At 72.6% G+C, this 22,640-nt stretch carries 27 protein-coding genes; 14 read left to right on the forward strand and 13 right to left on the reverse strand.

Annotation, left to right across the window (positions count from 1 at the left end; translation table 11 throughout):
• Nucleotides 1-2 precede the first annotated feature (2 nt).
• Nucleotides 3-1,133 carry a VldE C-terminal domain-containing protein gene (locus I4I81_RS11920; protein WP_218600835.1) on the forward strand — a complete coding sequence of 377 codons (1,131 nt, stop codon included), beginning with the start codon at nucleotides 3-5 and terminating at the stop codon, nucleotides 1,131-1,133.
• Nucleotides 1,134-1,136: 3 nt separating this feature from the next.
• Here I4I81_RS11920 and I4I81_RS11925 read toward each other — a convergent pair whose 3' ends face one another.
• Nucleotides 1,137-1,640: a hypothetical protein gene (locus I4I81_RS11925; RefSeq protein ID WP_218600834.1), complete on the reverse strand. Its 504-nt coding sequence runs from the start codon at nucleotides 1,638-1,640 to the stop codon at nucleotides 1,137-1,139.
• Nucleotides 1,641-1,718: 78 nt separating this feature from the next.
• Nucleotides 1,719-2,303 carry a hypothetical protein gene (locus tag I4I81_RS11930; protein WP_218600833.1) on the reverse strand — a complete coding sequence of 195 codons (585 nt, stop codon included), beginning with the start codon at nucleotides 2,301-2,303 and terminating at the stop codon, nucleotides 1,719-1,721.
• A gap of 347 nt (nucleotides 2,304-2,650) precedes the next feature.
• Here I4I81_RS11930 and I4I81_RS11935 point away from each other — a divergent pair, with 347 nt between their 5' ends.
• The 13 genes from I4I81_RS11935 to I4I81_RS11995 all read left to right on the forward strand — a co-directional run bounded on the left by I4I81_RS11935 (nucleotide 2,651) and on the right by I4I81_RS11995 (nucleotide 13,537).
• Nucleotides 2,651-3,169 carry a hypothetical protein gene (locus I4I81_RS11935; protein ID WP_218600832.1) on the forward strand — a complete coding sequence of 173 codons (519 nt, stop codon included), beginning with the start codon at nucleotides 2,651-2,653 and terminating at the stop codon, nucleotides 3,167-3,169.
• 437 nt (nucleotides 3,170-3,606) lie between these two features.
• On the forward strand, nucleotides 3,607-4,014 hold the full coding sequence (locus tag I4I81_RS11940; protein WP_226363896.1) for a hypothetical protein: 408 nt from the start codon (nucleotides 3,607-3,609) through the stop codon (nucleotides 4,012-4,014).
• Nucleotides 4,011-4,631 carry an SAF domain-containing protein gene (locus I4I81_RS11945; RefSeq protein WP_218600830.1) on the forward strand — a complete coding sequence of 207 codons (621 nt, stop codon included), beginning with the start codon at nucleotides 4,011-4,013 and terminating at the stop codon, nucleotides 4,629-4,631. The genes I4I81_RS11940 and I4I81_RS11945 overlap by 4 nt, the downstream gene beginning before the upstream one ends.
• A gap of 5 nt (nucleotides 4,632-4,636) precedes the next feature.
• Nucleotides 4,637-5,380 carry a CpaE/TadZ family protein gene (locus tag I4I81_RS11950; RefSeq protein WP_218600829.1) on the forward strand — a complete coding sequence of 248 codons (744 nt, stop codon included), beginning with the start codon at nucleotides 4,637-4,639 and terminating at the stop codon, nucleotides 5,378-5,380.
• Nucleotides 5,381-5,562: 182 nt separating this feature from the next.
• On the forward strand, nucleotides 5,563-6,741 hold the full coding sequence (locus tag I4I81_RS11955) for a TadA family conjugal transfer-associated ATPase (protein ID WP_218600828.1): 1,179 nt from the start codon (nucleotides 5,563-5,565) through the stop codon (nucleotides 6,739-6,741).
• On the forward strand, nucleotides 6,738-7,631 hold the full coding sequence (locus I4I81_RS11960) for a type II secretion system F family protein (RefSeq protein ID WP_218600827.1): 894 nt from the start codon (nucleotides 6,738-6,740) through the stop codon (nucleotides 7,629-7,631). Before I4I81_RS11955 ends, I4I81_RS11960 begins: the two co-directional genes overlap by 4 nt.
• Complete coding sequence (locus tag I4I81_RS11965) at nucleotides 7,628-8,506, forward strand: type II secretion system F family protein (RefSeq protein WP_218600826.1); 879 nt, start codon at nucleotides 7,628-7,630, stop codon at nucleotides 8,504-8,506. The genes I4I81_RS11960 and I4I81_RS11965 overlap by 4 nt, the downstream gene beginning before the upstream one ends.
• A gap of 16 nt (nucleotides 8,507-8,522) precedes the next feature.
• On the forward strand, nucleotides 8,523-8,726 hold the full coding sequence (locus tag I4I81_RS11970) for a hypothetical protein (RefSeq protein ID WP_218600825.1): 204 nt from the start codon (nucleotides 8,523-8,525) through the stop codon (nucleotides 8,724-8,726).
• Nucleotides 8,727-8,732: 6 nt separating this feature from the next.
• A complete protein-coding gene (locus tag I4I81_RS11975) occupies nucleotides 8,733-9,110 on the forward strand; it encodes a TadE family protein (RefSeq protein WP_218600824.1) in 378 nt (125 codons plus the stop codon).
• A complete protein-coding gene (locus tag I4I81_RS11980; protein WP_218616032.1) occupies nucleotides 9,107-9,547 on the forward strand; it encodes a hypothetical protein in 441 nt (146 codons plus the stop codon). Before I4I81_RS11975 ends, I4I81_RS11980 begins: the two co-directional genes overlap by 4 nt.
• Nucleotides 9,544-9,963 (forward strand): pilus assembly protein TadG-related protein, encoded by a 420-nt coding sequence (locus I4I81_RS11985; protein ID WP_218600822.1) that lies wholly within the window; start codon nucleotides 9,544-9,546, stop codon nucleotides 9,961-9,963. The genes I4I81_RS11980 and I4I81_RS11985 overlap by 4 nt, the downstream gene beginning before the upstream one ends.
• A gap of 44 nt (nucleotides 9,964-10,007) precedes the next feature.
• Nucleotides 10,008-12,959: an AfsR/SARP family transcriptional regulator gene (locus I4I81_RS11990; protein ID WP_218616033.1), complete on the forward strand. Its 2,952-nt coding sequence runs from the start codon at nucleotides 10,008-10,010 to the stop codon at nucleotides 12,957-12,959.
• Nucleotides 12,956-13,537, forward strand: a complete 582-nt coding sequence (locus tag I4I81_RS11995; RefSeq protein WP_218606172.1) for a prepilin peptidase — start codon at nucleotides 12,956-12,958, stop codon at nucleotides 13,535-13,537. The genes I4I81_RS11990 and I4I81_RS11995 overlap by 4 nt, the downstream gene beginning before the upstream one ends.
• On the opposite strand, the gene I4I81_RS12000 is transcribed toward I4I81_RS11995, so the two are convergent.
• The 11 genes from I4I81_RS12000 to I4I81_RS12050 all read right to left on the reverse strand — a co-directional run bounded on the left by I4I81_RS12000 (nucleotide 13,454) and on the right by I4I81_RS12050 (nucleotide 22,625).
• Nucleotides 13,454-14,080 (reverse strand): hypothetical protein, encoded by a 627-nt coding sequence (locus I4I81_RS12000; protein WP_218606173.1) that lies wholly within the window; start codon nucleotides 14,078-14,080, stop codon nucleotides 13,454-13,456. The genes I4I81_RS11995 and I4I81_RS12000 overlap by 84 nt on opposite strands.
• Nucleotides 14,081-14,217: 137 nt before the next feature.
• Nucleotides 14,218-14,799 (reverse strand): hypothetical protein, encoded by a 582-nt coding sequence (locus tag I4I81_RS12005; protein ID WP_218606174.1) that lies wholly within the window; start codon nucleotides 14,797-14,799, stop codon nucleotides 14,218-14,220.
• A gap of 91 nt (nucleotides 14,800-14,890) precedes the next feature.
• Nucleotides 14,891-16,288 carry a relaxase/mobilization nuclease domain-containing protein gene (locus I4I81_RS12010; RefSeq protein WP_226363897.1) on the reverse strand — a complete coding sequence of 466 codons (1,398 nt, stop codon included), beginning with the start codon at nucleotides 16,286-16,288 and terminating at the stop codon, nucleotides 14,891-14,893.
• Nucleotides 16,285-16,632: a hypothetical protein gene (locus I4I81_RS12015; RefSeq protein ID WP_218616035.1), complete on the reverse strand. Its 348-nt coding sequence runs from the start codon at nucleotides 16,630-16,632 to the stop codon at nucleotides 16,285-16,287. The genes I4I81_RS12010 and I4I81_RS12015 overlap by 4 nt, the downstream gene beginning before the upstream one ends.
• A 297-nt stretch (nucleotides 16,633-16,929) precedes the next feature.
• A complete protein-coding gene (locus tag I4I81_RS12020) occupies nucleotides 16,930-17,178 on the reverse strand; it encodes a hypothetical protein (protein ID WP_218602652.1) in 249 nt (82 codons plus the stop codon).
• A gap of 120 nt (nucleotides 17,179-17,298) precedes the next feature.
• A complete protein-coding gene (locus I4I81_RS12025; protein ID WP_218602653.1) occupies nucleotides 17,299-17,985 on the reverse strand; it encodes a GntR family transcriptional regulator in 687 nt (228 codons plus the stop codon).
• A gap of 33 nt (nucleotides 17,986-18,018) precedes the next feature.
• On the reverse strand, nucleotides 18,019-18,942 hold the full coding sequence (locus tag I4I81_RS12030; protein ID WP_218602654.1) for a hydroxymethylglutaryl-CoA lyase: 924 nt from the start codon (nucleotides 18,940-18,942) through the stop codon (nucleotides 18,019-18,021).
• Nucleotides 18,939-19,952: a 3,4-dihydroxy-2-butanone-4-phosphate synthase gene (locus I4I81_RS12035; RefSeq protein ID WP_218602655.1), complete on the reverse strand. Its 1,014-nt coding sequence runs from the start codon at nucleotides 19,950-19,952 to the stop codon at nucleotides 18,939-18,941. The genes I4I81_RS12030 and I4I81_RS12035 overlap by 4 nt, the downstream gene beginning before the upstream one ends.
• On the reverse strand, nucleotides 19,952-21,142 hold the full coding sequence (locus I4I81_RS12040; protein ID WP_218602656.1) for a CaiB/BaiF CoA transferase family protein: 1,191 nt from the start codon (nucleotides 21,140-21,142) through the stop codon (nucleotides 19,952-19,954). The genes I4I81_RS12035 and I4I81_RS12040 overlap by 1 nt, the downstream gene beginning before the upstream one ends.
• A gap of 56 nt (nucleotides 21,143-21,198) precedes the next feature.
• Nucleotides 21,199-21,867, reverse strand: a complete 669-nt coding sequence (locus I4I81_RS12045) for an MBL fold metallo-hydrolase (RefSeq protein WP_218602657.1) — start codon at nucleotides 21,865-21,867, stop codon at nucleotides 21,199-21,201.
• The gene (locus tag I4I81_RS12050) at nucleotides 21,864-22,625 is read right to left on the reverse strand and encodes a citryl-CoA lyase (protein WP_267460812.1); all 762 of its coding nucleotides are present in this window, start codon (nucleotides 22,623-22,625) and stop codon (nucleotides 21,864-21,866) included. Before I4I81_RS12050 ends, I4I81_RS12045 begins: the two co-directional genes overlap by 4 nt.
• Nucleotides 22,626-22,640 lie beyond the last annotated feature (15 nt).

Genomic DNA, 22,640 nt, shown 5'->3' on the forward strand with positions numbered 1-22,640 from the left:
CCATGCGCGCGCTGGCCGTCGGCGGGGCAGGCCTCGTCGCGATCCTCCTCCTTCCCCTCCTGCTGATCGCCACGCTGCTCGGTGTGTTCAGCACCATCGACCCTGACGGCGAGGTCGACCCCTCGGCGATCCCCACCGCTGCGGCCGGGCAGCTCCCGTTGATCAAGGACCTGACCGCCGCGGTCTGCCCGGAGCTCCCGCCTCTGTGGGTCGTCGCGCAGATCCAGGCCGAGTCGGGCTGGGACGCGACCGCCTTCCGCCCCGACCGCAACGGCGGTTCGGCGGGCCTCTACCAGCTCAACGAGGCGAACTGGGTCGATGCCGGCGGCGCAGCGTGGGCGTCCGCCCCACCGCCTACCGAGGCCGACGTCCTCCAACCCGGAGAGCATCTGCGTGCGGCGATCCCCTGGGTGTGCCGCAACCTCCGAACGGCGACCCAACACCTCGCGACAGCCGGGAAGCCGACCACTCCGCTCGATGCCATGCTCGTGTGCCACATCGCCGGATGCAGCCGTGTCACCGACTCCGCAACGGGCGTGCCCACCGCCGGCGAGGCCGGCTGCGATGCGGCGTGCGCCGATCTCGTCGACGACTACCTGACCCACGTCCACGAGTTCCTGGCCGCCTACGGCCGCCACTCCGGCCCGGTCCCGATCGACGACCTGCCGGCACCCACCCAGTTCGCCGGAGGCGGGTCGGGATGCACCGCGCCCGACCCGACAGGAGGTAACTGCCTCACCCCGACCACTCGCCACGGATTCGACGAGATCGTCCGGGCCTTCGGACCCGCAGCAACGGGCGGACCGATCCGTTCGGTGGGCTGCTGGGACGAGCACGCCTGGAATCCCGACAGCGACCATCCGCGCGGCCGAGCCTGCGACTACTTCCCCGGTGCCGCCGGCACCTTCCCGCAGGGTGACGAGCTCGCCGCCGGCTGGCGGCTCGCGTCCTGGCTGCGGGCGCACGCGGCGACGCTGGACGTCAGCTACGTCATCTGGCAGGGGCGTTTCTGGTCACCCAGCACGTCCGACACCGACGGCTGGGGCCGTGCGTACACCGGCGGCGGTGTCTACGACCCGACCGACGCCACCGGCGGCCACTTCGACCACATCCACGTCAGCTACGCGTCCTGACGATCAGCGAGCTCGCATCCCGATGACGACGATCGAACCGGAACGGGCCGCCCTCAGTGCCCCACCCAGCACCAGGACGCCGGCGAGAGGAAGCAGGATCCACGGTCCCGTCGGACCGTGCCGAGCCACCCCGACGTCGAGCCGGGCAGGCCGACCTCCCCAGCGGGACTCCAGCTCGGAAGGCGAGTAGCTCCGGACCGACCTGCGCGCGAACGGGTAGGTCTCGGCCGACACGACGACCGAGGCGTCCACACGATCGAACCGCGGCAGCTCGGCGATCCAGGCAGCAGACGCGAGCCGATCGGTGGCGTCAGCGGCCGGCAGAACGGATCCTGCGCCGTCGACGCAGCTGTCCGCGCTCACCATCGCGATCGACACATCGCTGACGAGGACGACCTCGACGTGGACGTCGCGGCAGCCCGCACCCGCGTCGAGCTGGGACGCGGGTGCGGCTGCGCAGCCGACGACCAGGAATCCGGTCACGACGATCACCGTTGCCAGGCGCATCGTCCCACCATCGGTACGTACGCGTATCCGGTCCAGATGTGCGCCACCGATGTGGACAACTTCCTTCGACGAGGGGCCTCAGCGGGCTCGCTCGCTCGCCGTTCGGAGAACCCCCCGGTGCGACTGCGCTGCGGGTGCGGCTACAGGTGGCGCTCGGTCAGAGCCTGCCCGCGGCGGAGCGTTGAGCAACCGCTGGACGGTCGCTTCGGCGCGGTAGCGCACGCTCAGATCGGGCTCGGGCAGGAACGTCGTCGCGGCGAGCCGTTCAGCCTGCCGGAACGCCACAACAGCCGACCGGAGGGCCAGCTGATCATGGACGGCAAAGACGATCCGGCCGAGGGTGATCCAGAGGCACGAGGGTCGCCCTCGGGTCCTCTCGAGGCGCGCATGGGCGGGCGGGACGTCGGCAGCGGACATCATCACGACCGGCTCCGATACGCCCCACACCGGACGCGCGAGGTCCGGATCAGGCCGCGTCGGGAGAGGCCTCCCCTGCTCGATGCCCGATCGCCACACCGCGTGGAAGGCCTGGGCCGTGTCGAGATCGTTGATGTAGATCAACGAGCCGCCGATACGTACGCCCACCGAAGCGCCGTCGGTGCCGGGCCGGTGCGCCGTGACCGTGACGTCCTGCGGACCCACCAACGACACGATGGCCTTCACCGCCTGCCGGCCACGTGGCATCCCGTCCGCACCTCCCGTCCGACCTCGCGGCCGGCTGGCCCGCCGCTGGCGCAACGCTGTCTGCGCGGCCCTACCGCCACGTGGCGCGGGCGTGGTCGTTCCGTGGTCGAGGTGCACGACACGCCGTGGTCGAACTGCGGTCGCCGCACGGCGGGGATCGTCCGTTCGGGCGACGTCTGCTCCATTCGCCCACGGGCGGGCACCCGCTCCTGGTACTCCCACCTGCATCGGATCCGCTAACCACGGCCCGACCACACGACGACCACGGATCGACCACGGCGGGCAGCACGATCAGCAACGACCACGACTGCGCACGGGAGCGATGGATGACCACGGCACTTCTCCGCTCGGCCCTCCTCGTCGCCCTGCTCTGCGCGACGTCCTGCTCCACGGCGTCCCCGCCGCCGGAGTCACCCACGACACCCCCGGCGAACAATGATCCGACGATCGAGTCCCTCGCGGCCTACGAGCGCTTCTGGGCCGTCACGGACTCCGCGCTCGCCGCACCTGGCTCGCGGGACTGGCTGCCGGACCTCGAGGCCGTGGCGACCGGTCCGGCTCTCGATTCGTTGGCGACGGACGTCCAGAACTACGCGAGCCTGCCGGCGCACACCGAGGGGCAGGTGACCCGCGACCCGGTCGTGCAGGAGGTCCTCGGCTCGCGGGCACAGGTCCTCGACTGCGTCGACCTCGGTGACTCCCGCCTGGTGTCGGACACCACCGGGGACGTGCTCGACGACCTGGCCAACCGCGTCCCCCGCTACCAGTTCCGCGCCGAGCTCGTCTCGATCAACGGTCGATGGTTGGTAGAGCGCACCGTTCCGGCACTGGACGAGCCGTGCTGACCGCGATCGGGGCGATGACCGTGGTACTGCAGATGCTCGTGCCGGGGGCCCCTCTGGAGCCCGGTCCGCCGGGATGCGCCGTCGTCGACAGCATCGGTCGTTGCCTCGTGATCGCGGCGGACCCGGCTCGGCCAGGCGGGCCGCGCGACGAAGCCGGACCTGCACCCGCCACCCGCGATGCGGCACCGCGCGAAGCATCAGCCGATGCCACCGCGCCGGTCGCACCGCCGCGACCACAGCTGGAAGCTCTGCCGTTCGGTGACACCTGGCGGGTCGGGGAGGCTATCGATCCCGCGGACTTCCTCGACCCGGAACCGGCGACGGCTGTGGCCGCCGAGGCCGCTCCGGCGGCCGTCCTCGCACAGCGTGCGATCGAGCTCCTCACCCTCGACCAGCCGGCACTCCGCACCTCAACCGGTGGGTCGGGATTCGTCGGCGTGCCCGTCTGGTTGTGGATCCAGGACGACGCTGCCGCAGCGGGGCCCGTCTCGGCAACGGCAGCAGCCGGTGCCGCACGCGTCACCGCGACCGCGCGTCTGGCGCGGGTCGAGTGGAGCATGGGGCCGCCCGGGGCGCTCGTCAGCTGCGACGGTCCCGGGACCCCCTGGGCCGGGCAGAGCGGCCCGTCACCCGACTGCGGGTACGTCTACGAACAGCGGTCCCTCCCTGAGCGCACCTCGGGAACCGGAGCGTGGGAGATCGTCGCCACGGCCGTCTGGACGGTCGCCTGGAGCGGGGTGTCCGGCGGCGAGCCGGTGGACGGGCAGGAGACCGTCGAGGTGCCCGCCACGACCACCCTCGAGATCGGCGAGATCCAGATGCTCGTGACCGGGGAGGCCCGATGACGACCGCGGTTCACACCACCACGACCAACGGCCAGGCCGTGCCGCGCGCTCCTCGACGAGGCGGTCGAACCTCGAAGTTGCTCCTCCTCGCGGTCCTGCTCGGTGTGCTCGGTGCGCTCCTGGCCGTCTTCGCCTTCCGCGGTGCGGTGGCGAGGGAGGGTGTCGTGGCTCTGGCCCGCCCGTTGTCCTACGGCGACACCATCGACCCGACCGCATTGCGCGAGGTTCTCCTGCCATCCGACACCGGGTTGGCGACGATCGCCTGGAGGGACGTAGAAAGCGTCATCGGCACGATCGCCGCCACCGACCTCCGCGTCGGCCAGACCCTCACGCCGGATGCCGTCACGAGCACCCGAACGCCGATGCCCGGAGAGGCCGTCGTGGGGATCCCCGCCGAACCCGGACACGTTCCCACCTCACCGTTGACCCCGAGGGACGCGGTGCTGGTGGTGTCCGCCGGGCGGCCAAGCCTGCTCGCCACGGTCGTCCGGACCGGTGAGACGGATCTGAGCGGACGCCGCACCGTCGATGTCGTGGTGCCCCAGGCCGAGGCCGAGGCGGTCGCCCTCGCCGCGCTCGACGAGCGCGTCGTCCTCGTTCTCGTCGGTCGGGGGTGATCGAGGTGCTGATCGCACTCGTCTCGGCCAAGGGCAGTCCCGGGGTGACCACCAGCGCACTGGCCATCGCGTCGCAGTGGCACCGCGCCGCCCTCGTCCTCGACGCCGACCCCTTCGGCGGTGACATCCGTGCGGGCCTCGGAGCAGGCGAGTGGCCCTCCCGCGCCGGACTCGCCGAGCTGGTGGTCGACCTGCGGACCGGGCCGGTCGAGCAGAGCCTGCATCGGCGGGTGCACCGTCCTGCCGAGCACTGCCCGCCGGTCATCGCGGGGTTCGGGTGCGTCGGACAGGCGAGCAGCGTCCCGTGGAGTCGGCTCGCACCGGAGCTGGCCCGGCTGAACGGGGGCGACGTCATCGTCGACTGCGGGCGGTTCGTCGCGGTCGACGGAGTCGTCGAGCTCCTCCGGGTGGCTGACCTGGTCCTCCTCGTCACCGGATCGACGCTGCGCGCGGCACGCTCGGCGAGTCGGGTGGCGCCACTCCTTCGAGAGGAACTCGACGCCGGCGTCGGCGACCCGCGCGTATCGCTGCTCGTGGTCCGCGCGGGCGATCCGTACTCGGCCAAGGAGATCGCCGACGGATGCGCGCTGCCCCTCCTCGGCACGGTGCCCAACGATCCGCGGGCCGCCGAGGTGTGGAGCGATGGTGCCCGCCCGACGCGGTCGTTCCCCCGGAGCGCCCTGCAGCGCGAAGCCCGCCGTCTCGCGAGCCTGGCGGCCCGCCTGGATCCGACGTGGAGTGCGGCGTGACCCGCCCGGTCAACGGAGCACCGGGCCAGACGACCCATCAGACACTCGCTCGACGCGTCCACGGCGCTGTCCTGGAGCGGCTCGCCATTCATCCCGGCCGGGAGCGACTCGACCGCTCGGACCAGCGACAGCTCGTGCTGGCCTGGATCCAGGCAGAGCTCGACAGCGAAGCGCGTCGGCGAGTGGCTCACGGGGAGGAGCAGCTCGGCCCGGAGGCCGAGCGGGCGGTCGTGCGTGCCGTCGAGAACACGGTGTGGGGGCTCGGGCGGATCCAGGCGCTGCTCGACGTACCCGGAGTCGAGGACATCCACATCGCCGGATCGGAGGTGCCGCTGCTGAGAATGGCCGATGGCTCGGTGCGGAGGGCCGAGTCCGCGATCGCCGAGTCCGACGAGGACCTCGTCCAGCAGATCCAGTTCATCGCGGCGCACCACGGGAGCTCCGAACGTGCTTTCTCCCCCGCCCAGCCCTTCCTCAACATGCAGCTCCCCGACGGATCCCGCCTCGCAGCCATGCGTGACGTGGTGCCCCGGCCCGTGGTCACGATCCGCAGGCACCGCCTGGTCGACGTCACGTTGGCCGACCTCGTCCGGAACGGCACGCTGTCCGAGCCCCTCTCGCGGTTCCTCATCGCACTGGTCCGCTCTGCGGTGAGCATCCTCGTCACCGGTATGCCGGCAGCGGGGAAGACCACGTTGCTGCGCGCACTGGCGCGCGAGATCGACCCGACCGAACGCTTCGCAACCCTCGAGACCGAGTTCGAGTTGAACCTGCACGGCCTCCCGAGCAGCCCGCCGCTGATGTATGCGGCGGAGTGCCGGGGAGGTTCGACGGAGCGCGATCCCGCCACCGGCCGGGCCGCGGGAGAGAAGACCCTGTCGGACCTGCTCGTCCAGACCCTCCGGATGTCGGTCACCCGGGTGATCGTGGGCGAGGTCCGGGGCGAGGAAGCGCTCCCGATGCTCGAGGCGATGAACGCCGGCATGCCCGGGTCGATGTGCACCCTGCACGCCGGATCGGCGGCTGAAGCGTTCGAACGGCTGGTCACAGCCGCTATGAAGGGCGCCGGATCCGGCTGGTCCGACGGATTCGTCACCCGTCTCGCGGCCCAGGGGATCAAGTACGTCGTCCACATGCGCCACGTCCGCGCCCCGGACGGCACCCGCTCCCGCTTCGTCGCGGAGGTCGCCGAGGTCTCTGCCGTCGCCGAGGACGGCCGGGTGGCGCTGAACCGCATCTTCGCCCCGGCCGGCAACGGCGACCCGCGGGCAGTGTTCCAGCTCCTTCCCCAGGACCGGCGTCCCTTCGTCGAGGCAGGCGTGGACCTGTCCTTCCTCCGAGCCCAGAGCACGGCCCGATGAGCGCGACCGAACTCGCCGCGGCCCTGGCGGGCGGGCTGCTGCCCGTGGCCGTCATCGTGTTGATCACCGCATTCCGCGGCGGAGACGTCGAACGGCGGATGCCCGGACCGGCCGCGCCGGGCATGCAGGCCCTCGACCGGATCCGGCGCGCCACCGCGAACAGCCAGACACGGAGGCGCGCGGCGGTCTCGTGCCTGCTCGGCCTCGCGGTGTGGGCGGCGAGTGGCTGGCCCGTCGCGGGAATGGCCACGACGATCGCCGGCATGCTGCTGCCGTGGCTGCTCGGTGGCGGTCTTGTGGTGGAGAACCGGCTCGCCACCTTGGAGGCGTTGGAGGGCTGGTGCCGGCGGATGGGCGACATGCTCGCCGGCGGTGGCGCGATCGGGCTCGCGCAGGCCGTCATCGTCTCCGCGGAGCGGACGGACGGCCCGATCGGTTCGGCGGTGCGCGTGCTGGCTCGGAACCTGCGCAACGGCGACACCGAACCGTCGGAGGCGCTACGCGGGTTCGCTGACGCGGTCGACGATCGGACCGGGGATGCGGTCGCCGCCGCTCTGCTCCTCGCGCTGCACGCACAGAGTCCTGGGGTCGGGCAGGTCCTGCGACAGCTCGCCGACGGTGTGTCCCGTGACGTCCGTGCCCGCCGCGACATCGAGGCGGCGCGGGCGGAGTCCCGGCAGTCGGTGCGGATGCTGCTGATCATCCAAGCCTCACTGCTGGTCCTGTTGGCCCTCGTCCCCGGATTCGCCGCGCCGTACGGGACAGCCGTCGGGCAGGCCGTGATGGCGGTGCTGTTGGCCGGCACAGGGGCAGTGCTGGTGTGGATGCGACGACTCGCCGTCGGTCAGCCGGCTCCCCGGTTCCTCACCCGCTCGGGAGGCTCATCGTGAACAGCGTGTGGGTGCTCGTCGCCGGTTCTCTGGTCGGGGCTTCCCTGGCCACCGCGGTAGCCGCCCTGATCCATCGACACCCGGTACTCGCCGACGCCCTGGTCGCTCTCGATGAACGGATCCCGCCGCCCGCACAGCATTCGACACCCCCGGCGGGCAGCGCCCTCCTCCCCCTCCTGCGCAGGCTGCCGGTCAATGTGCCGGCCGCCGATCTCGACCTGGTCGGCCTCGATCGGGATCGGTTCCTCGTCACCGCGGCGGGTGCGGCGACGGCTTACGCCTTGAGCGGGCCGGCACTCGTCGCGGTGCTCGCCGTCGCCGACGTCTCACTCCCCCTGGTCGTACCGGCCGGGTTCACCGTGCTCGGAGCTCTCGTGGGCTGGACCAGCAGCGCCCGGCGCGTCCGCGACCGAGCCGACGCAGCGCGGGACGAGCTGCGGTCGGCGCTGGTCTCGTACCTGCAGCAGGTAGGGCTGCTGCGGCGCGGCGGCGCGGGGGTGTCCACCGCGCTGACCCTGCCCGGGCGGCTGCTCAGGGGCAGCTGGGCACTGCGGCGGCTGGGAGACGAGCTCGACCTCGCCGAACGCTCCGGCGAGCTCCCCTGGGAAGGGCTGCGTCGGTTCGGCGATCGCGTCGACATCGACGAGCTAGCCGACCTCTCGACGATCGCGGCGACGGCCGGACAGGACGGCGGGACCGTGGTCGACACGCTCATGGCCCGCGCCGACAGCCTCCGCGACGAGTTGCTGGCCGACGAGCACGCCGCGGCCCATCGGGCCAGCGCACAGATGAGCACGCCCGGCGCGGTGCAGGTGTTCCTGATCGCGGCCTGGGTGCTGTTTCCGGCAGGTACCGCGCTGCTCAGCAGCGTCTGATGATGGGAGCCCGACGATGTCCGACCTGACCACCCGCGCGTGGGCCCAGCTGTCCCGCGCCGTCTGGCTGCTGTCCTCCCGGTGGGAGCCGCTCGACGAGCGCGGCGGCGGCCGCAACACCGACGAGGGCTTCCACATCTCCGCAGGCGCGGTGATCGCCGGCGTCATCGCCACCGCGGTCGGGGCCTTCATCGCCAAGAAGCTCGGCGCACTGGAGTAGCGGGCCGTGGACGAACGGGGCGGATCGACCGGCGTCGAGATGGCACTGCTGTGGGTGACGATGTTGTTGATCATTCTCGCTGTGGTGCAGGTCGCGCTGCTGTTCTACGCCGGGCAGCTGGCCCTGACCGCAGCCCAGGACGCTGTTCGCACGGGGCGGCTGTACGACGCCGATCCGACGCTGAACGCCGCCCGCGATCAGGCGACGTCGTTCCTGGACCGCGCCGCCGGGACTGCGCTGCAGAAGGTCGTCGTCACCGCTGACGTCGTCACCGCAGGAACGGTCCGGGTCCGGGTGGAGGGCGAAGCGCTCTCCCTCATCCCCGGGGTTCCGCTCTCCGTGGTGCGCGAGGCAGTCGGTGGCTTCGAGCGGCCTGCCCCGTGACCCGCGTGGTGCCGCCGGAGGCGGAGCGCGGAGGCAGCCCGTCGGTCGAAGCAGCGATCTTCGCTGTCGTCGCCGGTCTCCTGATCGCATTCGCGATCGCCGGCGGACGGCTCGTGACCGTCGAAGCGGTCGCGGACCACGCAGCCCGGTCGGCAGCCCGTGTGGCGTCCCTGCATCGTGACGCCGCGAGCGCACAGGCCGACGCCGGGTCGACCGCCCAGCAGATCCTCGATGAGCAGGACATCCGCTGCATCACGTTGACCGTCCTGATCGACACCTCCGGGTTCGGGACACCTCTCGGCCAGCCCGCGTCCGTGACGGCGACGGTGCGCTGCGACGTGGACTGGTCGGACCTCGGCCTGCCGGGAACCTCGGGAGGTCGATCGGTCGAGGCCACCTTCACGAGTCCGATCGACCGCTGGCGGGAGCGCGCATGACCGGCGACGAGCGGGGCGGCGGCGCCGTCACCGCGCCGATGGCCATCGCGGTGCTGGCGCTGTTGGCCGTGATCGGGCTGGGCATCGACGGCGTCCGCGCGGCACAGGGCCTCGCACGTGCCGATGCGCTGGCGGAGGAGGCGGCTCGCGCGGCTGGCCAGATCCTCGACGTGGCGGAGCTGCAACGCGGCGTGGTCGTCATCGACGACGGAGCTGCGGCGAGCGCAGCCCTCGCCTACCTGCGCCAGTCGGACGCCGAGGGAACCGCATCGATCATCGGTGACCGGGTCCGGGTGGAGGTCCGGATCTCGCAGCCCACGGTGCTCCTCGGGCTGGTGGGGCGGACGGAGATCGTCAGTACCGGCTCTGCGGATGCGCTGCTGGTTACGACCGTTCCCACGGAAGGGGCTCCATGAGAACGATGGGTCGGATTCTGGCAGGTGCTGCGGCGACAGCTGCCGTGCTGTTCATCCTCCTCGGCGTCCCCGCCGTGCTGTGGTCCCTCGCCCAGCAACTGGCGACCTCCGCTGATTGGTCATCACGACCAGACCTCCTGGCGATGCTGGTGCGTCCGGACGACGGCACCGTGCTCATGGCCCTCCTCCTCGTCATCGGCATCGTCGTTTGGCTCGTCCTGGCGCTGTCGATCCTGGCGGAACTCGTCGCCGTCCTGGGCAGTCGCCCGAGCCGGCGGATCGATCTTCCGGGTTTCCGGCTGGGCCGGACCGTCGCCGCTGCGTTGATCACCACGATCGTCGGTGCCGGTCCGGCGATGGCGGCGGCGCCGGCCGCGATGGTCGTCCCCGTCTCCACGGTCATCGAGGAACCACGACAGGTCCCCGACGTGGGACCGGTCCACTTGGTCGCACCTCGAGACACGCTGTGGCAGATCGCCGAGACAGCTCTCGGCGACCCGCTGCGGTGGCGGGAGATCTTCGACCTCAACGTCGGCAGGCCCCAGGCCGACGGATCGACGCTGACCGAGGCGTCGACGTTGACCGTCGGGTGGGAGCTCCGCCTGCCGACCGACGCGAGAGACGCGGTGCGGGTGGAACCCGGCGACACCCTCAGCGCCCTGGCCACCGACCATCTCGGAGATCCAGGCAGGGCACCAGAGCTGTTCGAGGTCAATCGCGGGGTCGACCAGGCCGGCGGTCCCGGCTTGGTCGACCCGGACCTGCTGCGGCCCGGCTGGTTGCTCACCCTTCCGCGCGGGCTCGACACTGTCGAGCCGCCGCAGGCTGAGGTCGTTCCACCGCCGGCTCCACCCGTCGAGCCCCGACCGGCCACTCCCGTCACACCGTCGACTCCGGCGCCGACGTCCCTCCCGACCTCGTCGCTGGACCAGGCGGATCAGACCGATCAGGAACCTGACAAGGACGTCGTCGCCCCGGCCGCGATTGCCGCCGTATCCGCGATCGTGCTCGGAGGCCTCGCGACGGCCCTCCGAGTACGCCGGCGGCGGCAGCAGCGCTTCCGACCTGCCCGCCACCGCATCGCCGTCCCGCCCGATACCGCTGGACGGGTCGAGTGGCTGACCTCCCAGGCCCCGGTCGACCTGACCTCGGCCTTCCTCGACGCCGCCCTGAGGTCACTGACCCTCCAGGAGTGGGACGACGCCACTCCCTCGCTCCGGTACGTGGTCCTCGACCGCGGACAGGCGACGCTCACCCTCGCCGAACCCGCCGCGCCGCCCGCCCCGTTCCTCGGGCTCGACGTCGACGCCTGGGAGCTCGACGCGGAAGCCGAGCTACCGCTCCCCGTCAACGAGGCGGGCGGGTACTGCGCGCCCTTCCCTGTGCTGGTGTCCGTGGCCACCGACGGCGAACGGACGCTCCTGGTCGACCTCGAACAGGACGTCGTCACCCGGGTCACCGGTGACGGAGACCGCGGAGCCGCGTTGATGCGTCACGTCGTGGCCGAGCTCGCCACCGCACGGTGGGCGGAGGATGTCGAGGTCCTGATCGTCGGGCTCGGGGACGAGCTGGTCGCGCTCGACCCGGATCGGCTCCGCACGGTGGAGACCCTCGGCCACGCCCTCGACGAGGTCGAACTCTGCTCCTCGGCCAACCGGGATCTCGTCGCCCGGATGGGCGTCGGCTCCGTGCGCGACGGGCGTCTGCGGGGCGTCGCCGCCGACAGTTGGCTCCCGCTGGTCGTCATCGCAGCCGTCGATCCTGCCGAGTCCGACCGGCGAAGGCTTCAATCGCTCGCGCCGTCCGGAGTCGTTGTGGTCGTGGCCGACGATGCCGACTACGGCGTCGAGCTCTACATCGATACGGACGGCCGGCTCGGTGCACCGCATCTCGACGACGGTCCGTGGCGGGCCGCTGATCTGTCCGAGAGCATCGGCGCACAACTCGCCTCCGTGCTCGGCGCGACCGGCGATCCGTCCGAGCCGGTCCGGCCCGCCCCGGAGTCCGAACCCTGGGCCGAGGGGATGGACGAGGACGGAGCACTACCCGACCTGCCACCCCTACCGGTCGACCGACCGACCGACCCCGACGAATCACCACCCGAGGTGGACGCGGAGGCGGTGCGACGCCTGCGCATCGTCGACCACCAGGACCCGCGTCTGGACGACGACCTGGCCGCCTGGAACGCCGAAGACTCGCACCCGCTCGTCCCGATGATCGCGGTTCTGGGTGGACCGGCGGTCCGCGCTCCCGGTCCCCCACCGCAGGCCCGCCCGAGCTGGTTCGTCGAGGTGCTCGTGTACCTCAGCCTGCACCCGGCGGGTGTGACGGCGGAGAAGGCTCTGACGGATCTGTGGCCCGACGGGCGTCGGGTCAACGCCGCGACCGTGCGGCACGCGTTCTACGGGGCGCGCCGGTGGGCGGGGCGCGGGTGGGGTGGCGACGCGGCAGCCGCATTCGTCAGCGACATGCAGACCGACAGCACCTACCGTCTCCGCGGTCACCTGCTCGACTGGGACCTGTTCCGCCGGCTCCGCAAACGAGGTCAGGCCCGGTACGCGGCGGGTCACAGCGGGGCGGTCAAGGACTACGAGGCCGCGCTGGCGCTGATCCGGGGCCCGGTCCTGTCGGGTCTGCGGCCCGGCGGATACGCGTGGCTCAACAACCACGACCAACGTCACGACCTGCAGATCCCGGGGTACATCGTCGATGCCGCACACGAGCTCGTCGACATCGCGCTCGCTGCCGGCGACACCACCCGTGCCCGGCGCGCCGCCGAGCGGGCACGCGCCGTCGACGTCGACGTCGCGTTCGACCAGCCGCTGACCGACCTGATGCGCATCGCCCACGCCGAGGACAACCGGGCCGAGCTCGAGCTGCACGCAGCCCTGTTGCTGGACGCGAGGGGGTTCGAGGTCCCGGAGGAGCTCGCGCCGGAGAGCTTCGCCGTGCTCAACGCGCTGTTGCCGGCTGGGCCACGCCGGGCCCGGCCGTGAACGTCGTGCTCGTCGGAGCCTGCACGGCGGCGCTAGCCGGCCCCGCCGTCCTCACCCTGGCCCGGCGGGCCTCGTCTTTGAGCTATGCGCCCGGTCCGTGGGACGTAGCCGCGGCGACCGCCGTCGCCGGTCTGACCGCCACCCTGGTGCTGGCCCGCCAGCCCGCGGAGCTCGCGATGCTGCTGCCGGTTGTCGTGCTCGGTGGAGCAGCCGCTGTAGTCGACGCCCGGGAGGGACGGCTGCCCGACGCGCTGACGGGTCCTCTTCTTCTCGGGTCCCTGGTGGCAGTTCTTGCCGCAGGCCGCAGCCTGGTCGGGGTCGCGGCCTCCGTCGCGATCCTCCTCGTCCTCAAGATGACCGCCGCGGCAGCCGTGGGCTGGGGGGACGTCAAGCTGCTACCCAGTCTGGTGGCGGTCCTGACCGTGCAGGGTGCCGTCCTGACCGGGATCGTCCTGATGGCGTTGCTCGTGGCACTGTCGGCCCTGCTCATCAGGTTATCCCCCGGGCGTCGGTCCGCCGTGGTTCCGTACGGGCCGGCGCTGGTCGTGGGCACGCTGGTGGCTGCTGTCGGCCTGTGACCGGGCGGCACGATCCGACCGCTCGCCGGAGGGACGCGCCGGAGCCGTCTGCGACCCAACGAGGTCCACGTCGGCGAAGCGGCCCTGGATGGCGGCGTCGGTCCGGCGGTCGGTGCCACGCAGTTCTGCCGCGACGGCCCGATCCGTGGCCCGCGACGGATCGAGGTGCTCGACGAACGCGGCCAGATCAACGCGCCCGGCCAACGTGGGGATGCGCGTCGGATGCGCGGTGACAGCCCAGGGCGAGAGCTCCCGAACCGGCTGAATCATGAAGTGAGCACGGAGCGCGTCAGCGATCTCGCGTGATTCGGTCCGCGCGCCGACCGCGCCGAGGCCGGGAACGTGTCCGACCACAGCCCACCCCGGCTGCCCCGTCGCGGCGAGCGACACGACGTCCGCTGCCCGAGCACCGCCGGTGATCAACCCTGTCGCGGTGCGGTAGGTCGCGACGTCGAGCGGGGCCGGGAGCGCTCCGGACGACGGGACGTCGACGAACCCGTCCAGCGCCGCAGCCGCCCCGGCGAGGTCACGCACCGCCGTCATCCGCTCGACGCGACCGCCCCTACCGGGGGCGGAGCGGCGGTACCGGGCCAGTCGTTCCGCGATGTAGGTCGCGATGTGCGCGAGCTGGTAGGTCTCGTAGCTCGGCAACCCCAGGACCGGGTAGTCGGGACCGGACATCAGGCTTCCCTCCGCATCTGCTCGCTGACCCGGGTGATAGGACCGATTCGGGATGCCGCCGCGCCCGGCTCCCTGCCGGACGTCCGGCGAACTGCCCGTGGCGCGACGAACAGGCGCGAGGCCTCGTCGGACGCCAGCTGCCGGACTGTCTGCCGATCAGCGCCGGGGAACGCTGCGACGGCCAACTCAGCGGCGCGGCGGAACGCGGCCGTGGTCGAGCTGTACGCGCCGAGATCCCGCACCGAGAACATGACCCGGCCGAGCACGAGCCTCAGGTGCGGATAGGCACCGACCGGGCGCTCCACCCGTCCCAGCATCGGAGGCAACCCGCCCGCCTCGATCAGCACCGCCGGCTCGGCCATCCCCGCCAGCGGAGCGACGAGCGCCGAGCTGATCTCCCTGGGCAGCAACCGGGCGTCTCGGGCCAGGTCCTTCCAGGCGAAGGCCAACGCGTTCGCCGTCGGACGGTCCTGCAGGTAGATGAGCGCCTTCCCGAGACGGACCGCCACCGACGCCTCCGGCGTACCGGCATGCTGCACGGTGACCGCGGTGTCCTGGACCCCGACGAGCGTGAGGACCACCCCGACCGACTGGCGTTGCCGCTCCTGCATCTGACCCGGGCCTCCTGCTGGGGGTGCGCGACCCGGTACGGGATCGCATCACCCCGCACCCTCACCGAGCGGGTGTCTCGGCCCGTGGTCGCCGGTCGACGCCGGCGTGGTCGAACAGACCCGGCTCGTGCGACTCGTCCCGTTGTCGAAGTGACCACGTACCGACCCACCGCCCCACCTGCGTCGCCGCTGCGTCGGCCGCGCGTGCCTGGTGCGGTCGACCGACCTCCCGCTGCCAGAGCGCGATCTCCCGCAGCAACGCTGCGACAGCCACCGCCAGCGCGACCGACGCCGCGGCCGGGTCACCGCTGACCCGTACCGTCCGGCGCTGCCGCAACAGCTGACGTGCCACCCGCCGCAGACCCACCCCCGAGACGCAGTCCCCGGCGCGGTGACCACGCGGCGATCGCGCCGCCCGGTCGAACTCCTCCGCTGCTGACGCCAGGGCCGGGGACCAGCCGCCGACTGCAGTGAGCACGTCCAACGCCGCGTGCGCGATCTCCCCTGGGTCCTCCCTGCCCCTCCCCCCGCGCGCCGCCCGCACAGCACCCCGGGCTCGGTCGACCCGGATCCGGGCGACGTCCACCGGCGCCCGCACCTCCCGCCCACCGCCCATCTGCCGCCAGGACGCCATCAGCCTGGGCAGCGACAGGTCCGGAGCTAGCTTGCTGCCGCTGTAGAGCACCTGATCCCCCGCCGCCGTCACATCTCCGCGCCGCCCAACCGTGAACCCGAGCGGATCGCCCGATGGCGCACGTCGCAGCGCCACCACGTAGCCCGCCGCCTCGAGCGCTCCGACGAACTCCTCGACACCCGTCGACGCCACCGCCGCCTTCCGCACCGCACGCGCCAGCTCGACCCGAGCCGGCTCCCGCCCCTGACGCAGCGCCTTCTCGGTCTCTCCCCGCCCGGGCGCCTTCGCCGCTGTGCCGTCGGCGGCCGCGGTGATCGTCAGGCCGAGTCGCTTCTCGATCCGGTTCGCGGTCGCCCGCAACCGCGGGTAGTCCCACGACGGCCAGAACCGCCGACAGTCGTCCTGGCGTACCAGCACCACCGCGATGTGGATGTGGTCATCGGCATGCCGAACCGCGGCCCATCTCGGCCCACCCGCGTCACCCCGAGCAGCGACCCCGGAGCCATCCAGGAGCTCCCGCGCGATCTCCGCCCACTCCCCGTCCGATAACACCCGGTCCCCGGCCGCCACCCGCGCCGAGCAGTGCCACACATACCCGCGCTTGCCCTCGATGCTCCGCGATGGCAGACCAGCAGCCAACGCCGGTGCGTTCAAGGCCCGGATCAGCGCAGCCGGGCCACTCTCCGGTTCCGGCTGCCAGACGGCTTCGCGCCCATCCCAGGTCGCGATGACCCGGGGGTCCACATGTTCCTGCGCCCGTCCCGGCCCCATTAGATAGGTGACCAGCCCGCCGACGTTCCAGCCGTGCACCACCCGAGTGATCACGGCTGCTCGTCTCGCCGGTTCAAAGCGACCGCGTCGATGGCGGCATCCAGCCGGATCAGGAGTCGGTGCGCGTCGGCAGCGTCGGAACCTGTGGCCCGCGAGGCGAACCCCACGACGTCCGCATGGAGCCGAAGCAAGTCGATAACACCGGTTCCCTCGCCGCGACCGTCGGCCACCCGTAGGGCCGCATCCCCGATCCAAGCTGCGAGCGCGGAGCCGGCCAGGCGTGCCGCATCGTCGAGCTTGCGACGCTCCGACTCCGAGAACCGAACGACCACCCGGCAGGCCCGCACCTCGTCGACGCGAGTTCGTCGACGTCCCGCACTCCGGCCCGTTCCGTCCACGGGGATAGGCGACCATCGCGACTGGATCGAAGCGTGGTCACGCCAGGCGCCGGGTCGTCTGCGACGACCACGCACTGCCCGCTTGCGCCGTCGGGAACGCCCCCGTTCCCGCCCTTCCGAGCCAGAAGGCTGCCATCGGCATATCTCGCTGCTGCGTTGGCCGCGGGTTCAGCCTGAATGAACTGTCGTCAGAACGAACCCGACGCCTTTGGTCGCTGATGATCGCCATGGCGTCCGGTTCGAGCAGGCTGCCCGGTCGGGGAACGGCGTCGGCGTCCGGGTCGCTGCCCGCAGGCGTCATCGATCGAGCGGGGGCGCCTCGACGGGGCGTTCGAGCAGGGCGCGGGCGATGTCGGCGTAGGTGATCGCGGTCGACGTGCTCAGGTTGAACACCGCGGCCAGACGCAGCGGGTCGGCGCGGGCGGCGAGGGCTTCGTGCAGGACGCGATCGGCGCGGATCTGCTCGAGCTGGACCCCGCGGAACAGCAGATGCCAGCTCAGGTGGTAGTAGTCGCTGACCGGTGCGGTGCCGGTCGCGGTGACCATGGAGATCAGGACGTGCCGTGCTGCAGATCACACGACTCGAGCTCGTCACCGTGCTCGTCGCAGAGGTCCGCCGTGCAGGCCAAGGCGGTGTCGAGGGACTCGATCACCGGGTCTCCTTCATCAGGCGCCGGCGCCCTCGGCCGGCTCCCCGTCGGTCGGCTGCTCGGCCCACCGGCCCCGACGGCGCAGCGAGGTGCGGCCGGAGCGGATGTGGGCCCGCATGACCGACTCCGCCCAGTCTCCGTCGCGGGCGGCGATGGCGTCGAGGATCTCGCGGTGCTGGGTCATGCTCCGCTCGATCATCTCGCGGGTGCGCTGGTGGTAGCCCTCCCGGGCGAGCGGGATCTCGATCAGGGCCGGCATCACGGCCAGGAGCTGGCGGTTCGCGGAGGCCACGTAGAGCGCTGTGTGGAACTCGGAGCTGAGCTCGCCGATGCGCGGGAAGTTCGACTCGTCGTCGATCTCGAGGAGCCGCTCCATCTCCGTGCAGAGTGCGGCCAGTGCCGCCAGGTCCGCGTGGCCGCCCTCGGCCACGCGGCGGACGGCGTAGCCCTCCAGCATCGCGCGCAGGTCGTGGATGTCGTCGAGGTCGCGCGTCGTCCACCCGAGGACGAGTGCTCCGCGGTTCGGCACGATCTCCACGAGGCCCTCGATGCCCAGCCTGCGCAGCGCCTCCCGCACCGGCGTGCGGCTGACGCCGGCGCGGTCGGCGATGTCCTCTTCCCGCAGCCAGCTGCCCGGCGCGTACTCGCCCGTGGCGATCGCGCCCTGGATGACCTGGTAGGCCACCTCCGCCGCCCGCGGCATGGAGTCCTCCTTGCGCCGTCCGACCCGGCGACATCATCGCGCATCGTCGCTCGCGGTCGGGAACCCACCGGCGCGGCCGAGCAGCGCAGGCGGGTCGATCCCGAGGAGGCCGCACACCCACGTCCCGGCCAGTGCAGCCGCCGCGAGGTCCACCCCGGTGCCGACGCCCATCCTCTCGAGGAGGTACACGAGGTCCTCGGTGGCGATGTTGCCGGTGGCGGCCGGTGCGAACGGGCAACCGCCGATCCCGCCGAGGCTCGCATCGAGGAGGCGGACGCCGGCCTGTACCGCGGCGACGGCGTTCGCGTACCCGGTGTTGCGCGTGTTGTGGAAATGGAAGCGCAGCGGTGTGCCCGGCGCGTTCGCGGCCGACTGCTCGGCGAGCTCGGCGACCTGCGTCGGCACACCCACCCCGACCGTGTCGGCCAGCGCGATCTCGGCCGGCCCCTCCCCCGCGACGCGCCGGACGACCTCGCCGACGCGAGCGGCGGCCACCTCGCCCTCGAACGGGCACCCGAAGGCCACCGCCACGGTCACGGTCGCCGGCATCCCCGCCGAGTGCGCGACCCCGGCGATCTCCCGCCACACCGCCACGCTCTCCTCCGACGTGACGCCCTGGTTGCGCCCGCCGAAGGTGTCGCTGGCGACCACGACGGCGTTCAGCTCGTCCACCCCGGCGGCGACGGCCCGCTCGGCACCGCGGCGGTTGAGCACGAGCCCGGCGTAGCGGACCCCGTCGACGCGTGGGACGCCGGCCATCACGGCCTCCGCGTCCGCCATCTGCGGGACCCTCCCGGGATGGACGAACGAGACAGCTTCGATGCGGCGCAGGCCTGCGGCGATCGACCGCTCGACCAGCTCGATCTTGGCAGCGGTGGTCAGCAGGGCGTCCTGGTTCTGCAGCCCGTCCCGCGGTCCCACCTCGATGATCTCCACGGCGGTGTCCGGTGCGCTCATCCGGACACCGCGGCGTGCCGGTCGTCCACCGGCGCCGCGGGCACCCCGAGATCGCCGAGGATCTGCGCGGTGACGAGTTCGGCAGTGCCGTCCGGGACGGCTCCACATCGGATCTCCCGCCCCGAGGCACCGCCCACGTACACGACCACGCCACTGCCGTCGGCGGCCACGGCGGCCAACGCCGCCTCCAGCCGATCTCGGCAGCCGCACAGCCGGGAGCCGAAGACGTCACCGAGCCGGCACTCTGCGTGGAGCTCGACGCGCACCGCGCGGCCGGCTCCGACCTCCCCGAGCACCAGCGCGATGTGCTCGCTGCCGTCGAGCGTGCAGGAGTAGCCGATCGCGCGGAACGTGCCCTGCAGCGTCGGCAGAAGTGACTCGGTCGCCCGCACGACGTGCCGCTCGCCCCATCGGCGGTGGGCGACGACGTCGCCCACCGTGACCAGCGCCAGCCCGTGGACCAACGCGAACGCCGCGAGCTCTCGGGCCCGCGCCATCGCGCCCGGCCGCCGCACGGAGACGATCTCGCACAGCGCCGCCGCGGGCTGCTGCCCGGCGAGCCGCACCAGGTCGACGGCCGCCTCGGCGGGCTCGGCGCGGCCGAGCACCCCTCCCTCCGCGGCACGCAGCGGCAACACGTGACCCGGCCGGACCAGGTCACCCGCCACGGCAGCCGGGTCGGCGAGCAGTTGCAGCGTGCGGGCGCGGTCGCGGGCGGAGATGCCCGTGGTGATCCCGGTGCGGGCATCGACCGTCACGGTGTGGGTGCGGCCCCGCTCCTGGCGGTCGGCCCCGTGCATGGGAGGTAGGCCGAGCCGCTCGCACGCTCCGCCCTGCAGCGCCACGCAGACGCACCCCGACGTGTGCCGCACCGTGAACGCGAGCAGCGCGGGCGTCGCCGCGGCGGCCGCGAAGACCAGCGTGCCCTCGCCGCGGTCGTCCACGAGCACGACCGGTCGGCCGGCCGCGAGGTCGACGAGCGCCGTGCCGATCCCGTGTCCTTCGACCATCACACGACCCCTCTGCTGCGCAGCCTGCCGAGCTCCTCGGCACCGATGCCGAGCAGGCGTCCGAACACCTCGTCGTTGTCCTCGCCCAGCTCCGGCCCCAGCCGCGACACCCGCCCCGGCGTGTCCGACAGCTTGGGGACGACGTTCTGCACGGGGAACTCGCCCAGCTGCCGATGCACGAGCCGCACGACCGCATCCCGCGCGGCCACGTGCTCGTCGGCCAGCACGTCCTCCGCCGTGTACGCAACCCCGGCCGGCACGCCGCCGTCGTGCAGGCGGCGCAGCAGGTCGTCGGTGGGCAGGCCGGCCGACCAGCCGGCGACGATCGCGTCGAGCTCGGCGGCGTGTTCACCGCGGGCGCCGTGGTCGGCGAAGCGCGGGTCGGTGGCCAGCTCCGGCCGGCCCATGGCCTCGCAGAGTCGCTCGAACACGGTGTCGCGGTTCGCCGCGATGAGCACGTCGGCGCCCTCGGCGCTCGGATAGACGTTGCTCGGCGCGATTCCGGGGAGGACGGCCCCGGTCCGCTCCCGGCGGATCCCGCCGACCTCCCACTCGGGCAGCAGGCACTCCATCATGGCGAGGACCGCCTCGTAGATCGCCGAGTCGACCACCTGGCCGCGTCCCGTCGTCTGCCGCGCGAACAGCGCCATGACCGCGCCGAGCGCGGCGAACGTGCCGGCCAGCGAGTCGCCGATGGAGATGCCCGCCCGGCTCGGCGGCCGGTCCGGCTCTCCGGTGACGTAGCGCAGCCCGCCCATCGCCTCGCCGACGGAACCGAAGCCCGCGCGGTGGGCGTAGGGCCCGGACTGCCCGTAGCCCGTGACGCGCACGAGCACCAGCCTCGGGTTGATCCGCTGCAGCTCGTCGAAGCCGAGGCCCCAGCGCTCCAGCGTGCCCGGCCGGAAGTTCTCCACGAGCACGTCGGAGCGCGCCACGAGCTCGCGCACGAGAGCCTGGCCGTCGGCGTCGCGCAGGTTGCAGGTGACCGACCGCTTGTTGCGCGCGATCACCGGCCACCACAGCGACCGACCACGGTCGTCGGTGCGCCACTGCCGCATCGGGTCCCCGCGCACCGGATCCTCGATCTTGATCACCTCGGCGCCGAAGTCTCCGAGCAGCTGCCCGCAGAACGGGCCGGCGATGAGCGTGCCGGCCTCCAACACCCGCACCCCGTCCAGCGGCCCGCGCATCGCTCCCTCGCTGTCCGAGGTCGGCGCTGCGGACGGTTGCTGCGTCGATCGCTCGCTCACCACCCCCGCTCCCGCCACTCGGGCAGGTGCGGCCGCTCGGTCCCGAGCGTGGTGTCGCGCCCGTGGCCGGGATAGACCCACGTGTCGTCGCCGAGCACGTCGAACAGGCCCGCCTCGACACCGTCCAGCAGGGCGGTGAACAGGGCGGGCTCGCCGTGGGTCTTGCCGACGCCGCCCGGGAACAGTGCGTCGCCGGTCCAGACGTGGTGTGCCCCGCCGGGCTCGCTGTAGACGAGCGCCAGCGACCCGAGGGTGTGACCGACCAGGTGCACGGCCCGCAGCAGGACCTCGCCGACGCGCACCTCGTCGCCGCCGCGGACGGGTGTGTCGGTCGGCACGGGGATGCCGACGGTGTCGGCGGGATGCGCCAGCGTCGTGGCCCCCGTCCGCTCCACCACCTCGGCGAGGGCGCCCCAGTGGTCGAAGTGGAAGTGGGTGGTGAGCACCCGGCCCAACCCGGCCGGCCCGATGAGGTCGAGCAGCGTGTCGGGCTCCGCCGCGGCGTCGATCAGGAGCCGCTCGCCCGTGGCCGTGCACTCCAGCAGGTAGGCGTTGTTGTCGTAGTCCCCCACGGCCACCTTGGTGACGCGGAGGCCGCGGAGCTCGCGGCGGGCGGGCGGCCCTCCGACCGTCACGTCGCCGGAGTAGGCGGGGCCCGCCGTCACCGCCGGGCCTCGTAGGTCGCCGCACGCTCCGCCATGTGCCACAGCGTGCGGCCCATCGGGGCGCGCGCCTCCTCCGCGAGGTGTCCGACCACGCCCGCGGCGCGCGACACGACCGCGACGCCGCGCAGTACCGCGGTGTCGATCGCGAGGTCGGAGAGGAGCGCGCCGCAGGCCCCGCCGGCGTTGAGCGCCAGCTGCCTGCCCGACGGCGACGTGGCCCGCTCCTGCACGCGCAGCATCAGCCGCGTGTGCGGCCCGAGCAGGTCGTGCTCGCGGGCCAGTGCCAGCAGGCGCGCGGTGCGGGGGTCGCCGTCCTTGTGGAAGGGGTGCCCGAGGCCCGGGATCCGGGCCCCCCGGCCGCGATGGTCCTCGATGATCTCCGCCGCCATCCTCTCGAGTTCCTCCTCGCCCGTGTCCGGGGTCGGGCCCGCGGCGGTGAGCACGCGGCCCGCGTCCTCGAACACCCCGAGGAACACCGACCCCGCGCCGAGCACGCCGGCCGCGATCGCGCCCTGGATCGCATCCGGCGCGCCCGTGTAGGTGAGCCGTGCGGCCAGCGCGGTGGGTGTGAGGCCGTGGTCGGCGAGCGCCACGAGCACGGCGTTGAAGATCCGCGCCTCGCCCGCCGTGGGCAGCCGGCCGGTGATGAGCAGGTAGAAGACGCTGCCGAAGTCGACCTCGCCCATCAGCTCGCCGGCGAGGTCGTAGCCCTGCACCCAGATGTCGTCGGCCGTGGAGCGCCCGATCGACGTGGTCATCGGAGGCATGTCGGT

This window comes from Pseudonocardia abyssalis, assembly GCF_019263705.2.
In the GTDB taxonomy this organism is placed as follows: domain Bacteria; phylum Actinomycetota; class Actinomycetes; order Mycobacteriales; family Pseudonocardiaceae; genus Pseudonocardia; species Pseudonocardia abyssalis.

What these genes read in the sequence shown, in the direction of transcription:
- I4I81_RS11960 (WP_218600827.1), top strand. Translation starts at nt 6,738, where the DNA reads ATGAGCGCGACCGAACTCGCCGCGGCCCTGGCGGGCGGGCTGCTGCCC.
- I4I81_RS12025 (WP_218602653.1), bottom strand. Translation starts at nt 17,985, where the DNA reads ATGCCGCGGGCGGCGGAGGTGGCCTACCAGGTCATCCAGGGCGCGATC.
- I4I81_RS11920 (WP_218600835.1), top strand. Translation starts at nt 3, where the DNA reads ATGCGCGCGCTGGCCGTCGGCGGGGCAGGCCTCGTCGCGATCCTCCTC.
- I4I81_RS11985 (WP_218600822.1), top strand. Translation starts at nt 9,544, where the DNA reads ATGACCGGCGACGAGCGGGGCGGCGGCGCCGTCACCGCGCCGATGGCC.
- I4I81_RS12035 (WP_218602655.1), bottom strand. Translation starts at nt 19,952, where the DNA reads ATGGTCGAAGGACACGGGATCGGCACGGCGCTCGTCGACCTCGCGGCC.
- I4I81_RS11935 (WP_218600832.1), top strand. Translation starts at nt 2,651, where the DNA reads ATGACCACGGCACTTCTCCGCTCGGCCCTCCTCGTCGCCCTGCTCTGC.
- I4I81_RS12040 (WP_218602656.1), bottom strand. Translation starts at nt 21,142, where the DNA reads ATGCGCGGGCCGCTGGACGGGGTGCGGGTGTTGGAGGCCGGCACGCTC.
- I4I81_RS12050 (WP_267460812.1), bottom strand. Translation starts at nt 22,625, where the DNA reads ATGACCACGTCGATCGGGCGCTCCACGGCCGACGACATCTGGGTGCAG.
- I4I81_RS11925 (WP_218600834.1), bottom strand. Translation starts at nt 1,640, where the DNA reads ATGCGCCTGGCAACGGTGATCGTCGTGACCGGATTCCTGGTCGTCGGC.
- I4I81_RS12030 (WP_218602654.1), bottom strand. Translation starts at nt 18,942, where the DNA reads ATGAGCGCACCGGACACCGCCGTGGAGATCATCGAGGTGGGACCGCGG.
- I4I81_RS12020 (WP_218602652.1), bottom strand. Translation starts at nt 17,178, where the DNA reads ATGGTCACCGCGACCGGCACCGCACCGGTCAGCGACTACTACCACCTG.
- I4I81_RS12000 (WP_218606173.1), bottom strand. Translation starts at nt 14,080, where the DNA reads ATGACGGCGGTGCGTGACCTCGCCGGGGCGGCTGCGGCGCTGGACGGG.
- I4I81_RS11945 (WP_218600830.1), top strand. Translation starts at nt 4,011, where the DNA reads ATGACGACCGCGGTTCACACCACCACGACCAACGGCCAGGCCGTGCCG.
- I4I81_RS11970 (WP_218600825.1), top strand. Translation starts at nt 8,523, where the DNA reads ATGTCCGACCTGACCACCCGCGCGTGGGCCCAGCTGTCCCGCGCCGTC.